At 70.8% G+C, this 12,846-nt stretch carries 13 protein-coding genes and 1 riboswitch; of the genes, 4 read left to right on the top strand and 9 right to left on the bottom strand.

Annotation, left to right across the window (positions count from 1 at the left end):
- Positions 1-42: 42 nt before the first annotated feature.
- Entirely contained in the window at positions 43-783 is a 741-nt protein-coding gene (locus ACFWU3_RS15335) for a DJ-1/PfpI family protein (RefSeq protein ID WP_384436598.1), read from the top strand.
- Between the two features lie 87 nt (positions 784-870).
- Here the strand turns inward: ACFWU3_RS15335 and ACFWU3_RS15330 are convergent, their stop codons facing one another.
- Genes ACFWU3_RS15330 through ACFWU3_RS15320 form a run of 3 tightly spaced genes read right to left on the bottom strand, consistent with a single transcriptional unit; the run spans position 871 to position 3,130 of the window.
- Positions 871-1,674, bottom strand: a complete 804-nt coding sequence (locus tag ACFWU3_RS15330) for an ABC transporter substrate-binding protein (protein WP_384436595.1) — start codon at positions 1,672-1,674, stop codon at positions 871-873.
- Positions 1,632-2,498 (bottom strand): metal ABC transporter permease, encoded by an 867-nt coding sequence (locus tag ACFWU3_RS15325; RefSeq protein ID WP_384436592.1) that lies wholly within the window; start codon positions 2,496-2,498, stop codon positions 1,632-1,634. Before ACFWU3_RS15325 ends, ACFWU3_RS15330 begins: the two co-directional genes overlap by 43 nt.
- Complete coding sequence (locus ACFWU3_RS15320; RefSeq protein ID WP_384436589.1) at positions 2,495-3,130, bottom strand: metal ABC transporter ATP-binding protein; 636 nt, start codon at positions 3,128-3,130, stop codon at positions 2,495-2,497. The genes ACFWU3_RS15325 and ACFWU3_RS15320 overlap by 4 nt, the downstream gene beginning before the upstream one ends.
- 241 nt (positions 3,131-3,371) lie before the next feature.
- On the opposite strand from ACFWU3_RS15320, the gene ACFWU3_RS15315 reads away from it, so the two are divergent.
- Positions 3,372-3,614, top strand: a complete 243-nt coding sequence (locus ACFWU3_RS15315; RefSeq protein WP_384436586.1) for a hypothetical protein — start codon at positions 3,372-3,374, stop codon at positions 3,612-3,614.
- Between the two features lie 190 nt (positions 3,615-3,804).
- On the opposite strand, the gene ACFWU3_RS15310 is transcribed toward ACFWU3_RS15315, so the two are convergent.
- The 4 genes from ACFWU3_RS15310 to ACFWU3_RS15295 form a co-directional block, all read right to left on the bottom strand.
- Entirely contained in the window at positions 3,805-4,674 is an 870-nt protein-coding gene (locus tag ACFWU3_RS15310; RefSeq protein ID WP_384436583.1) for an SDR family NAD(P)-dependent oxidoreductase, read from the bottom strand.
- A 97-nt stretch (positions 4,675-4,771) separates the two neighbouring features.
- On the bottom strand, positions 4,772-5,599 hold the full coding sequence (locus ACFWU3_RS15305; protein WP_384436580.1) for an alpha/beta fold hydrolase: 828 nt from the start codon (positions 5,597-5,599) through the stop codon (positions 4,772-4,774).
- 267 nt (positions 5,600-5,866) lie between these two features.
- Positions 5,867-6,499 (bottom strand): dihydrofolate reductase family protein, encoded by a 633-nt coding sequence (locus ACFWU3_RS15300; RefSeq protein ID WP_384436577.1) that lies wholly within the window; start codon positions 6,497-6,499, stop codon positions 5,867-5,869.
- A gap of 134 nt (positions 6,500-6,633) precedes the next feature.
- Positions 6,634-7,605: a pyridoxal-phosphate dependent enzyme gene (locus ACFWU3_RS15295; RefSeq protein ID WP_384436574.1), complete on the bottom strand. Its 972-nt coding sequence runs from the start codon at positions 7,603-7,605 to the stop codon at positions 6,634-6,636.
- Positions 7,606-8,173: 568 nt separating this feature from the next.
- Here ACFWU3_RS15295 and ACFWU3_RS15290 point away from each other — a divergent pair.
- A complete protein-coding gene (locus tag ACFWU3_RS15290; RefSeq protein WP_384436572.1) occupies positions 8,174-8,449 on the top strand; it encodes a hypothetical protein in 276 nt (91 codons plus the stop codon).
- A 59-nt stretch (positions 8,450-8,508) separates the two neighbouring features.
- Here the strand turns inward: ACFWU3_RS15290 and metE are convergent, their stop codons facing one another.
- Positions 8,509-10,827 carry a 5-methyltetrahydropteroyltriglutamate--homocysteine S-methyltransferase gene (metE, locus tag ACFWU3_RS15285; protein ID WP_384436569.1) on the bottom strand — a complete coding sequence of 773 codons (2,319 nt, stop codon included), beginning with the start codon at positions 10,825-10,827 and terminating at the stop codon, positions 8,509-8,511.
- Between the two features lie 152 nt (positions 10,828-10,979).
- Positions 10,980-11,206: riboswitch (cobalamin riboswitch) on the bottom strand.
- A gap of 125 nt (positions 11,207-11,331) precedes the next feature.
- Positions 11,332-12,249 carry a hypothetical protein gene (locus tag ACFWU3_RS15280; RefSeq protein ID WP_384436566.1) on the bottom strand — a complete coding sequence of 306 codons (918 nt, stop codon included), beginning with the start codon at positions 12,247-12,249 and terminating at the stop codon, positions 11,332-11,334.
- Between the two features lie 282 nt (positions 12,250-12,531).
- Here ACFWU3_RS15280 and ACFWU3_RS15275 point away from each other — a divergent pair.
- Positions 12,532-12,846: ATP-binding cassette domain-containing protein (locus ACFWU3_RS15275; protein WP_384436563.1), on the top strand; the 315-nt coding region annotated here is incomplete at its 3' end.

Here is a 12,846-nt window from a genome sequence, read left to right as displayed (position 1 = left end):
CGCATCCCCTTCCGTACGACGACATCGGGACAGGAGAACGGAATGAACCGCAGGAAACTGCTCCAGGCATCGACCGCGATCGCGGCAGCGGGTCCGATGGCGGGAGCCGCCGCCGCACCGGCCGCGGCTGCCCGGCCTGCCCGGGAAGCCGGGAGAGCCCTGCGGGTGCACGTCGTCATGTACGACGGCGTGGAGGAACTCGACTTCGCCGCTCCCTGGGAAGTCTTCTCCGCCGCCCGCTTCTTCACGGACCGAGAGATCGACGTCCGCTACGTCACCGCGTCCGGCCCCGGCGCCGTGCAGGCCGCCTACGGAACGAAGGTCCGCGTCGAGCACGGCTGGTCTCCGCGCACCGCGGACGTCCTCGTCGTCCCCGGAGGCGGGTACGCACGCCGTGAAGCCCCCGGCGTCCGGGCGGAGATCGCACGCGGCACTCTCCCGCGCGCCCTGGCTGCGGCCGTGCGCCCCGGCCTCACCGTCAGCGGCGTCTGCACGGGCACCATGCTGCTGTCCGCGGCAGGTCTGACGAAGGGCCGCCCGTGCACCACCCACCACAGGGCGCGGCCCGACCTCGAGACGCAGGGAGGACTGCTGAAGAACGCACGCGTGGTGGACGACGGCGACCTGGTCACCGCCGGCGGCATCACGTCGGGCCTGGACCTCGCCCTGTGGCTCGTACGCCGTGAACTGGGCGCGGACGTGGCGACCGGCGTGGAGGCCATGCTCGAATACGAGGCCCGCGGCACGGTCTGGACCCCTCCCGCACCACCCCGGCCGCGGTAGCCGCGCACGGCCGAAGAGGCGGGAGGGCGACACGCTGCCCTCCCGCCTAGGTGCGGCCGACACGTACGCCGGCGGACAACGCGCCGCTCAGGAGGCGCCCATGGCCTTCTTGAGCTCCGCCGCGGCATTGCCGTAGACGGGCAGCAGGTCGAGGTCGTCGCCCGGATAGTTGACGATCTTCACCTGCTTCGCGCCGGAGTCCGGCAGGACCGTTCCCGTGGACATGTGCGCGTTGTCCAGGACGAGCGCCGGCTTCTTCTTCGAGAGCTCCGCGAGCTGCGCCGGGGTCACGGCCTCCGGCCCGTAGGTCCCGACGGTGGTGGCACCCGCCAGCTCGGCCGACCAGCCCGTGAAGACCTGGCTGACGACGTTCGGGCTCTTCCCGCCCGGCCAGGCGGCCTTGAGGTCCTTCGCCAGCCTGGCGTACTCCGTGTCGAAGGCGGCCTTCCACGTCGCCGCGGCCTTGTCCGTGCCGAACAGCTTCGCCAGCCTGTCGACCTCCGCCTTCACCTTGTCGGCGTCGTTGTCCAGATTCACCTCGACCAGCTCGGCCTCGGAGCCCGCGGCTTCCTTGATCTTCCCGGCGTACGGCTCGAAGGGCGCGTACAGCACGAAGTCGGCCTCGGCCACGGCCGCCAGATCCGAGGGCTTCGGGTCGTAATCGGGCGCGTGGTGCACGGACTTGGGCACGATGACCTTGATGTTCTCGGCACCGGCGGCCTTGGCGAAGGCGCCTTCCCAGGTGGTGGTCACGACCACCGACGGCTTCCCCTCGTCCTTGCCGCCCGCGCTGTCAGCCGACGCGTCACCGTCGCCCCCGCAGCCGGTGACCAGGGCCAGCGCCGCGCTCAGTGCGACGAGGGAAGGGATACGGAGGCGGTTGCGCGCCATGAGGTGTTTCTCCGTTCGGGTACGAGATGGACGGCGAGGACCACGGCCCCCGCCGTCAGGACGAGGACGGGGCCGGGCGGCCAGTCCAGCCACAGGGCCACGAGGAACCCCGTCAGATTCACGACGATGCCGATGCCGACCGCCCACAGAGTGATCGACTTCAGCGAGCCGCCGAGGCGGCGTGCCGCGAGTGCGGGCAGGAGCGTGAGGGCGTCGACCAGCAGCGCGCCGGTCAGCTTGATCGCCCCGGCGACGGCGACCGCGACCAGGACCAGCAGGACGACGGTCAGCCCGCGCACCGGTACGCCCGAGCACTCGGCCAGCTCACGGTCGTACAGGAGCAGGCCCACCTCACGGCGGCGCCACCAGAACAGAGCGGGAACCACGGCCGCCAGCACGGCGAGGACGACGAGATCCGCGGTGCCGACGGACAGGATGGAGCCCCACAACAGCGCGAACGCGCCGGAGGCGTTGACGCCCGAGACCGCGAGGACGAGCAGGGCGGCCGCGATGGCCAGACTCATCAACAGTCCCATGGCACCTGACAGACCGTCGGGCGTACGGGCGAGCGGGGCCACCCCCGCGCCCGAGAGAGCGCACGCGACGAGCGCGCACAGCATCGGATCGAGCCCGGTCAGCAGGCCGACCGCGATCCCCAGCAGCGCCACGTGCATCATCGCGAACCGCACCGGCATGATGTCCAGGCCGACGATCACCACGCCGATCACCGGCAGGCCGATCGCCGCGAGCAGGAGGGCGAAGGCGGCCCGCTGGACCGGTAGGAGTTGCAGGAGTGCGCCCACATCGGCGGTGGCCGCATTCACCGGACCTCCCGCAGCCGTCCGGCAGCCATCTCCAGCACCCGGTCGCACCGCTCGGCGAGGGTGCGGTCGTGGGTCACCACGAGCAGGGTGACGGGCAGTTCGGTGAGGACGTCGGCCGCCTCCTCCTGACCGGTGAAGTCCAGTGCCGCGGTGGGCTCGTCGGCGAGCAGCACCTGAGCCCCCGCCGCGACGCAGCCGATCGCCCGCGCGAGGTACATGCGCTGCAACTGGCCCCCGGACAGGGTGTGCAACGGCCGTCCGGTCAGTGCCCCCACGCCGAGCCGCTCCGCGGCCTCCCCGGCCTCGGTGGGCGCCGAGCTGCCGGCCAGCAGCTCCTCCCCGAGCAGAGGGAATCGGCCCGCTGCCGGCTTCTGCGGAATCCAGGCACAGGCCCGCCGCCGCCAGGCCCACTCTGCGGAGGTGCGCGCACCCCGGCCCCCGACCAGGATGGTGCCGGTCATCCGCCGGTGCAGACCCAGGACCGCGCGGAGCAGGGTGGTCTTTCCCGAGCCGTTGGTGCCGGTCAGGGCCACCCGCTCACCGGCCGCGATCTCCAGATCCACGGCGGTGACGGCGTCCACCCGGCCGTGACGGCACGCGACCTCCCGCATGCGCACATCCAGCCCACCCATCCCATGCCCCTCTTCGCTCCGACGCCGAGCGGGAGAGGCCGGATGCTGCGCCCTCCCACGCGGCAGTAGTCGGACGGCGGGCCGGGGGAGTTCCCGGGAAATCCTCCGTGCCGTGAAGAGGTCATGCGGCCGGCCGTGCCGTCCGCGGCTCGTGCGGGCCGAAAGCGGGCTACGCGTCGGTGAGTCGGCCACACCCATCAACCGGCACGTCATCCGCGCGGAAGACCGTCAACTGCCCAGGATGCGCACGGCGAGCACCGTCTGCCAGGTCCAGCCGATCGTGAGCGAGACGCGCTGGATCAGGCCGCCCCGATCCACCAACCGTCGATGTTGGCTGAACGCGGCACTCGCCGTCGCCGTCGTCGTGGCGAAGAGCACCCCGCCGGCGATCGAGCAGACGGCCCAGCCCGGCGAGGCGGACGGAGCGAAGACGAAGCAGGCCGCGGTCAGGGCGACCCGGCACGGCCGAGAGCGAGCGAACTGACGGGATGGCGCATCGGTTTGCAGTCCGCACGCGTGGCGCCCTCCACCACGTACGCGAGGGTGAAGAGCGGACCGGCGGCCATCCCACAGACGAGCAGCGCTTGATTGCCCATCGTGTCAACATAAGTTGACAGGGGTGTGTGCGTCCACCCTCATGGTCGCGGCCTCATCGTCGCGGCAGGCGCCGGGGGTCAGCTGTCGCCGTGGCTCAGGGGGTCCAGCTGGGCCGCCGTCGCGTCGTCGGCGCTGGTGGACTCGCTCAGCACGCGGCGGCTCTCATCCGCGGCGAGTTGCTCGCGTGCGGCGGCCGTCGCGTAGCGGAAGGCGTCCGCGCCGACGAGGAGACGCAGGGGCGGGTCGTCCATGGCCACGACGTCGAGGAGCAGGCGGGCCACCTTCGCCGGGTCGCTGGCAGCCAGCGTGTCCGTGTTGTGCATGGCCGCCGAGGCGCCCACGGTGTCGGCGTACTCGGGCCGTATCGGCGCCACCTTCATGGACGACCCCGACCAGTCGGTCGCCATCCCGCCCGGCTCCAGCACCGTGACCTTGATGCCCAGCGGCGCGACTTCCTTGGCGAGCACCCAGGAGAAGCCGCCCACCGCCCATTTGGCGCTCTGGTACGCGGCCAGTCCCGGGGTCGCGAGACGGCCGCCGACCGACGAGACCTGGACGATGTGGCCCGATCGCCGCTCGCGCATGACCGGAAGCGCGGCTTGAGTCAGCCGGACGACGCCGAGGAGGTTGGTGTCCACCTGTGCCGAGAAGTCGTCGAAGTCGACATCCTCGACGGAGGCGATGTTGGCGTATCCGGCGTTGTTCACCAGCACATCGAGTCCGCCGAACCGGTCGAGGGCGGTGCGCACGGCGGCCTTCGCCTGGGCCGCGTCGGTGACATCGAGAGGTGCCACCGCGATCCGGTCACCGAACTCGGCCACCAGATCGTCCAGGGCCCGCGGATCGCGCAGGCCGGCCACGACCTGGTGGCCCGCCTGCGCCGCAGCGCGGACGATCTCGCGCCCCAGGCCGCGGGAGGCTCCGCTGACGAGGAAGACGGACGGCATGGGACCCACTCCAGTCCATCGTGAGGGCGACGGGCGGGCCTGACACGGGTCCTGCGAGATCCCCCGTCACCCGGTCCCGCTCGGGCGCGTGCCCGCCTCAGCTGCGCGCGAAGTCGAGGAGGTCGGCGTTGAACCGATCGGCATACTTGGGGACCATGGACAGGCCGTGGGGTGCGCCCTCGTAGACCTTGTAGACCGCGTCCTTGACGATCTTGGAGGACTTCTCACCGGAGGCCACGATCGGAACGATCTGGTCGTCGTCGCCGTGGACGATCAGCGTGGGAACGTCGATCTTCTTGAGGTCCTCGGTGGTGTCGGACTCGGAGAACGCCTTCACGCAGTCGTAGGCGCCCTTGATGCCCACCGTCATCGACCAGAGCCAGAACGCGTCACGGGTTCCCTGCGTCACGGTCGAGCCGTCGCGGTTGGCGCCGTAGAAGGGCGCGCTGAGGTCCTTGTAGTACTGGGAGCGGTCCGTCGCCACACCCGCCCGGATCTCGTCGAAGACATCGATCGGGAGGCCGTCGGGGTTCGCCTCTGTCTTGAGCATCAACGGGGGGATCGCGCCGAGCAGCACCACCTTGGCGACGCGGCCCGTGCCGTGCCTGCCGACGTAGCGCGTGACCTCGCCGCCACCGGTCGAATGGCCGACCAGGATGACGTTCTGCAGGTCCAGGCCCTCGATGACCGCTGCCAGGTCGTCGGCGTACGTGTCGAGGTTGTTTCCGTCCCAGGGCTGGCCCGAGCGTCCGCCTCCACGCCGGTCGTGAGCGACGGCACGGAAGCCGTTGTCCACCATCAGCTTCAGCTGCGGGTCCCATGAGTCCGCGGTGAGAGGCCAGCCGTGGGAGAAGACGACAGGCTGCCCCGACCCCCAGTCCTTGTAGTAGATCTCTGTGCCGTCCTTGGTGGTGACGAAGGGCATGTCCGTTCCTTTCGCACTGGTCCTGAACACGGCGCATCCGCGCAGCTCGGCCCCCCGGACGGAACGCTGGATGTCACGCCGCGAACCAGCAGCTGACGTGCGAGGGAGCGGCGGAGAGAAGGTCGGCAGCGCAGGGCGACCGGGATGGGCACGTCGTTCGAACAACGGTATCCGAGTGCCGGTGCTTCGGCGCGTCGAGCGAGAGCGCGTACGGCGCTGTGCCGGGCACAGCGCCGAACCGGGCGTGACCGCGCGATCGCCGTCGCCCTACTTCTTCACCCGGTACCGCAAGTGGGTGACGCCGGTGCCTTCGACCACCGCGACGGGCCCCTCGAACTCCACGGGCGTGGTGCCGAGTTCGCCGAACAGCGTCTTCCCGCCACCCAGGACGACGGGTACGAGCTCGATACCGACCTCGTCGAGCAGTCCGGCCTCCAGGCACTGCCGCGCCATCTGCCCACCGTTGACGACGACGTTCTTGTCCCCGGCCACCTCCTTCGCCCTGGTCACCGCGGCCTCGATGCCCTCGGTGACGAAGACGAAGTTCTCGTCGTCCTCGGGACGGTCGTCGGGCCGCTGGTGGGTGAGCACGACGGTCGTCACATCCATCGGATGGCGCCCGCCCCAGGCCTTCGTCATGTCGTAGAGGTACCGCCCGACGACGAGGGCACCGGTGTTCCCCCACTCCGGCCCGACCAGCCCGGCGCTGGCGGCGGAGACGCGGATCGGCGGCACGTCGGGACTGGCGGACGGGATCTCGACGTCGCCGTTGCCGTACCACTGGAACAGCAGGTCGAAGCCGCTCTCTCCGGGGCCGGCGATGTAGCCGTCGAGGGACATCGTGGCGCCGGTGACGATCTTGCCCATGTCGTTGCCTCCTGTGTTGTCTGTGGCTCTCATGCACAGGTCGTAGCCAGGGCCTCGCTTTCGACATCCTGCGCGAGAATTCTTTGCGCGGCCTGCTGCTTCACCAGCGTGGTCGGCCGACTACCGAACGCGCACCCGGCGACGGGCCCCACCCTGCGGCCCCTGCTTCACCTCGCGCAGAGTTCCGCGAAACGGCCCGTGCTGATGTTGCCCCCGGAGAGGATCACGCCGACGCGGCCCGGGAGCCGGTCCACCGCGCCTGTCAGCAGGGCCGCCAGCGCCGTCGCGCCGCTGGGTTCGAGGACGATCTTCAGACGTTCGAAGGCGAACCGCATCGCCTCACGGATCTCGTCGTCACCGACGAGGGCGATCCCGTCGACCAGACGCCGGTTGACGGAGAACGTCAGCTCGCCGGGTGTTTCCGCCGCCTGGCCGTCGGCGATCGTGCGCGGTACGGGAATGGCGACCCGTGTGCCCGCCTCCAGGGACCGCTTGGTGTCGTCCCCGGCCTCCGGTTCGACCCCGATGACGCGGGTCCCTGGATGCACGCCCTTCGCCGCGGTCGCACTGCCCGCGATGAGCCCGCCGCCCCCGACCGGCACCACGAGGGCGCCGAGTTCGCCCACCTCGTCCATCAACTCCAGGGCGGCCGTGCCCTGTCCGGCGATGACATGGGGGTGCTCGTAGGGCGGGACGAGCGCGAGGCCGCGCTCGGTGGCCAGGGCGTTGCCGATGGCGACCCGGTCGCCGGTGTAGCGGTCGTAGGTGACGATCTCCGCGCCGTAGCCGAGTGCGGCGTCGGTCTTGGACCGAGGAGTGTCCTCCGGCATGAGGATCACCGCCGTGGTGCCCAGCTCCCGCGCCGCCAAGGCGATCGCCTGGGCATGGTTGCCCGAGGAGTACGCGGCGATGCCCCGGGACAGCTGATCGGGCGTCAGGCGTGAGGCGGCGTTGTACGCACCCCGGAACTTGAAGGCCCCGACGCGCTGGAAGTTCTCGCACTTGAGGAAGACCTCGGAGCCGACGAGCGCGTCCAGCGTGCGCGAGTGCATGACAGGGGTGCGGTGTGCGACTCCCGCGATACGGACGGCGGCGTCCCGGACGTCGTCCAGGGTGACCGGTGGGTTGTTCGCCGACATGCTTGTACTCCATGGGTTGGTGGGGGAACGAGGCGACGTCACCGGTGGCCGGCCGGTGCACGGGCTCCCTTCGCGCTCGTCGGAGGTGGGCGGATGCTCAGCGTCCAGCCACCGTATGGCACGGTGGATCTCCCCCTGGGTGACGTCGTGGCCCGTGGCCCGTTGCTCGTGGCTCACAGGGAGCCAGGGAGCCAGGGAGCGGCAGGGCTCGGCGTACGCCGTCGAGAAGGTCGAAACGATCCTCGGACGGACCGGGCAGGCGCCCGAGTGGCCACCCGCGTCAGCCGGCCGATGGCACAGCCTCGAGGGATCGCGATGGCGAAGGGAGGCCCACGAAAGGGCTTCCGCGCACCCCACCCACCGCGCGGAACTTCTGCGGAACCAGGCCCGCCGTACGCCGATCTCGCCTGCCCCGGGCGCATTCGACCCGTAGCCAAGTGATCAATGCGAAGGTAAAGTCCCCTGCGTGCTCGGCGCCCTGACCACAGAGGTGCCGGGCACGGTCGAGACCCTCCGAGACCACGAGGGGCCCGGCACGACAACCGGGGGAACGAGTCCGGGGGGACCTGTGACCGAGATCAAGACCACGCGCCCTGCGACCGACAGCACGTGGGCCCTGCCTCTGTCGGCTCTGGCGCCACTGGTGCTGCTCAGGCTGCTGACCGAGCCGTCCACGCCGTGGCTCGCCCTGTCCTGGGCTCTGTGCGTGGCATCCGCGCTGCTCCTGGCCGCCGGATGGGCCGCCGTGCGGCAGAACGGCATCCGGGGAAACACGGCATGGGGCACCTGCGTTCTGGTCCACCTCGTATGGGCCTGGCAGTTCGTCGCACTCATCGCGGAGTAGGTGCGAAGGCGGCAGCGTGGGGAGAAGCGCGCGTGCGCTCCTCCCCACCCCGCCCCGCCTCAGGACGCGGACAGCTCCGACCTCACCTCCCGTGCCGCGGCGACGAGGTTCTCGAGCGACGCACGGGTCTCCGGCCAGTCGCGCGTCTTCAGGCCGCAGTCGGGGTTGACCCACAGGCGCTCGGCCGGGATGGCTTCCAGCCCCTTGCGCAGCAGTTCCGCCGCCTCGGCGACACCGGGGATGCGCGGTGAGTGGATGTCGTACACACCGGGGCCGGCCTCCCGCGGGTAGCCGTGCTCGGCGAGTTCACGCGCCACCTGCATGTGCGAGCGGGCGGCCTCCAGGCTGATCACGTCGGCGTCGAGGTCGTCGATGGCCTGCACGATGTCGCCGAACTCGGCGTAGCACATATGAGTGTGGATCTGGGTGTCGGGCCGCACGCCGCTGGTCGCCAGACGGAACGACTCCGTGGCCCAGGCCAGGTAGGCCGCGTGGTCGGCCGAGCGCAGCGGAAGGGTCTCCCGCAGAGCCGGTTCGTCGACCTGGATCACCGAACTTCCGGCCGCTTCCAGGTCGTTCACCTCGTCGCGCAGGGCGAGGGCGACCTGTCGGGCGGTGTCACCGAGCGGCTGGTCGTCGCGGACGAAGGACCAGGCGAGCATCGTGACGGGTCCCGTGAGCATGCCCTTGACCGGGCGCCCGGTCAGTGATTGGGCGTACGAGGTCCAGCGAACCGTCATCGGCTCGGGCCGGGAGATGTCGCCCGCGAGGATCGGCGGCCGGACGTACCGCGTGCCGTAGGACTGGACCCAGCCGTGCTGGGTGGCGAGATAGCCGGTGAGCTGCTCGGCGAAGTACTGCACCATGTCGTTGCGTTCGGGCTCGCCGTGGACCAGGACGTCGATGCCGGCCTTCTCCTGGAAGGCGATCACCTCCTGGATCTCGGCCTTGATCCGCTCCTCGTAGCCCGCGGTGTCGATCCGCCCGCGGCGCAGGTCGGCGCGTGCGGTGCGCAGTTCGGTGGTCTGCGGGAACGAACCGATGGTGGTGGTGGGCAGCAGGGGCAGGCCGAGGTGGGCGCGCTGGGCCGCGGCACGTTCGGCGTACGGCTGGGAGCGTCGTCCGTCGGTGTCCGTCACCCCGGCCACCCTGGCCCGCACCGCCGGGTCGCGCGTGAGAGCGGAGCCGGCGCGGGAGGCGAGGTCGGCGCGGTTGGCGGCGAGACCGGCGGCGATGGTGTCGGTCCCCTGGCCGAGGCCCCTGGCAAGGGTGACGATCTCGGAGGTCTTCTGGCGGGCGAAGGCGAGCCACCGGTGGATCTGCGGGTCGATGTCGCGTTCCGCGGAACTGTCCAGCGGGACGTGCAGCAGTGAGCAGGAGGAGGCCACGTCTACCCGGTCGGCGAGTCCGAGCAGGGTGCCGAGGGTGGCGAGCGACTTCTCGAGGTCGTTGATCCAGATGTTGCGGCCGTTCACGACGCCCGCGACCAGGCGCTTGCCGGGCAGCCCGCCGACGGCTGCCAGTGCGTCGAGGTTGGCCGCGGCGGCGTCGGTGAAGTCGAGCGCCAGTCCGTCCACGGGAGCCTTCGCGAGTACGGGCAGGGCCTCGCCGAGCCGGTCGAAGTACGAGGCCACCAGAACCCTCGGCCGGTCGGTGAGGGTGCCGAGATCGCGATAGGCGCGTTCGGCGGCGTTCAGTTCGGCCGGCGTACGGTCCTGGACCAGCGCGGGTTCGTCCAGCTGCACCCAGTCCGCCCCGGCCGCCCGCAGATCGGCGAGCACCTCCGCGTACACCGGCAGCAGCCGGTCGAGGAGGGTCAGGGGATCGAAACCGGGCGCCACGCCGGGGGCGGGCTTGGCCAGGAGGAGGTAGGTGATCGGGCCGACCAGCACCGGCCGGGCCGTGTGACCGAGCGCCAGTGCTTCCTTCAGCTCGTTGACCTGCTTGGTGGAGTCGGCGGCGAAGACGGTGCCGGGCCCCAGTTCCGGTACGAGGTAGTGGTAGTTGGTGTCGAACCACTTGGTCATTTCGAGCGGGGCGACGTCCTGGGTGCCGCGCGCCATGGCGAAGTACCCGGCGAGGGCGTCCGCCTCGACGGCGGTGCGGTGGCGGGAGGGGAGTGCGCCGACCATCACACTGGTGTCGAGGACGTGGTCGTAGTACGAGAAATCACCGGTCGGGACCTCGTGGATCCCGGCTTCGGTCAGTTGCTGCCAGTTCGAACGACGCAGGTCCCGGGCGGTCTCTTCCAGGGCCGCTGCGGAGACGCGGCCCTTCCAGTAGCCCTCGATGGCCTTCTTCAGTTCACGGTTCGGGCCCTGACGGGGGTATCCGTGAACGGTGGACCGTGCTGCCGCGGCTGCGGGCTTCGCTGTCACTGAACTCTCCTTCGCGAGTGTCCTGTCACCCGGCGAGGGTGAAGGCGAAGGGAGCACAGACCGGACGGAGGAGGTACTGCGTCGATGACGCACGTGCCCGTCGGTATGTACGCCGACCCGCCCTCGAGGTCACCGGATATCCGCGCACGATCGGTCGTGCGCGGACAGCGGGCAGGTCTTCGGACTCACGGGCACGCCTGCCGGAGATCTCCCGGCGGACACCTACTGGCCGTCGCTTCCCAGGCCCGTACCGGACCCAGTGCGTATGACGGCGGTCGTTCCCGCTCACCGCTGCGGGGCAGTCCCGGATTCCCACCGGGTTCCCTCTTGCGACGCACATGCCTGGCAGGCACGGCGAACCAGCTGCACCCGCCAGCCTAGAGCCCCGCAGGCCACACCGACACCACCGCTCACCATCCGGACGGTGATCCACGGTGTACGGGCTGTCCCGGTGGAGCCGGCGACCACGCTCGGCCGAGGCCGCCCGAGTGCGGGACCACCGCGCTACGAGGTCAGCCGGACCGTCCCCAGGATCTTCCGGACCGTGGCGTCCGGAACCTCGTCCGCCACCCCCTTCGCGCCCACGAAGGTCCAGGAGACGTAGTCGCCGCCGGGGCCCTTGAAGGCGAATGTGGTGACCTTGCCGTCGGTGTCGCACGTGCCCTTCTTCGGCGCGCCCGTGGACATGCCCGTCGCCAGGCTTCCCGTGATGCCGGAGGCCGTGGTGTACGGCTCCACCGCACCGGCTTTGATGCTCTTCCTGTCCGGCTGCGTGTACGCGCCGTAGAGCCACAGGGACACACTGCTGCGCGCCGCGTCATCGGTGGTCTTCGCGCCGCTGTCCCCACGGGTCCCCGCCGAGGCGAGTGCCGTGTCCTCGGGAGAGCCGTCCATGGCGGTGTCGGACCGGCACCACTTCTCCTTGAGCATCGCGGGGCTCGACATGCCGATGAGCGGCTTCTCCTCCGGATCCCGGTCGTCGGCCACGTAGTTGACCCAGCCAGGACCCTTCAGACCCCACTGCGGTGGTACGTCGAAGGCGATGCCCCGCTTGGGATTCACCACCACCTTCCAGCCCGCGACGACCGGCTTCGGATCGTCCGTGTCACGCGGGTTGTCGTCGGCCGGGCTGCCCGAGGCGGACGTCGTCGGACCGGGATCCGCGGTCTTTCCGTCGTCCCCGCCCAGGACCACGAACCCGGTCACTCCGGCGGCGACGACCACAACGAGGGCGGCAGCGACGGCGATGACCGTGGACGGGTGACGGCCACCACGAGGAGGCGGCTGCGGCGCACCGGCCGGCATCGTCGGAGCGCCCGCCCACGGCGCCTGCTGCTCAGGCCCGTAAGGGCCGGTCCGCTGGTACGGATTGTTCTGCCCCGCGTACGGGTTCTGGCCGTCCCCCGGCTGCTGTGACCACATGGAGGAGAACCCTAGAGGTCGCCTCTGACCGGCGGAGACCCCGGTGCCTCCGCGCCGGCCCGAGGAGTTGGCGCGAGCGTGGCTCCGGGGGAGTCGGCGGTTCGCGTGAGCGCGCGCTGCTTTCCGGCGACGCCGCACGGTCACTCACCCGGGTGAGGCCGACATCGGCACGGCCGTTCCGGCACGACCATGCCGTACGCGACGGCCTCTCGCCGCGCGGTTCCAGGGCGCTGAAACCGCTCTGAAACCGCGCTGAACCCGCTGTGCCGCAAGCTCTGCGGCATGACATCGACATCGAACGGACTCGCCATCGCAGCCAAGGGGCTGCACAAGGCCTTCGGCGAGAAGAAGGTCCTCGACGGCATCGACCTGGCCGTGCCGCAGGGCACGATCTTCTCCCTCCTGGGCCCGAACGGCGCCGGCAAGACCACCGCCGTGAAGATCCTCTCCACCCTCATCGCGGCCGACGCCGGCGAACTGCACGTCGGCGGCCACGATCTGGCCGCCGAGCCGCAGGCGGTGCGGGCCGCGATCGGTGTCACCGGGCAGTTCTCCGCGGTCGACGGTCTGATCACCGGCGAGGAGAACATGCTCCTG

Origin of the sequence: Streptomyces sp. NPDC058685, assembly GCF_042714725.1 — a bacterium.
In the GTDB taxonomy this organism is placed as follows: Bacteria; Actinomycetota; Actinomycetes; order Streptomycetales; family Streptomycetaceae; genus Streptomyces.
Note: the sequence above shows the minus strand (reverse complement) of the source record. Positions and strands in the feature narration are given on the sequence as shown.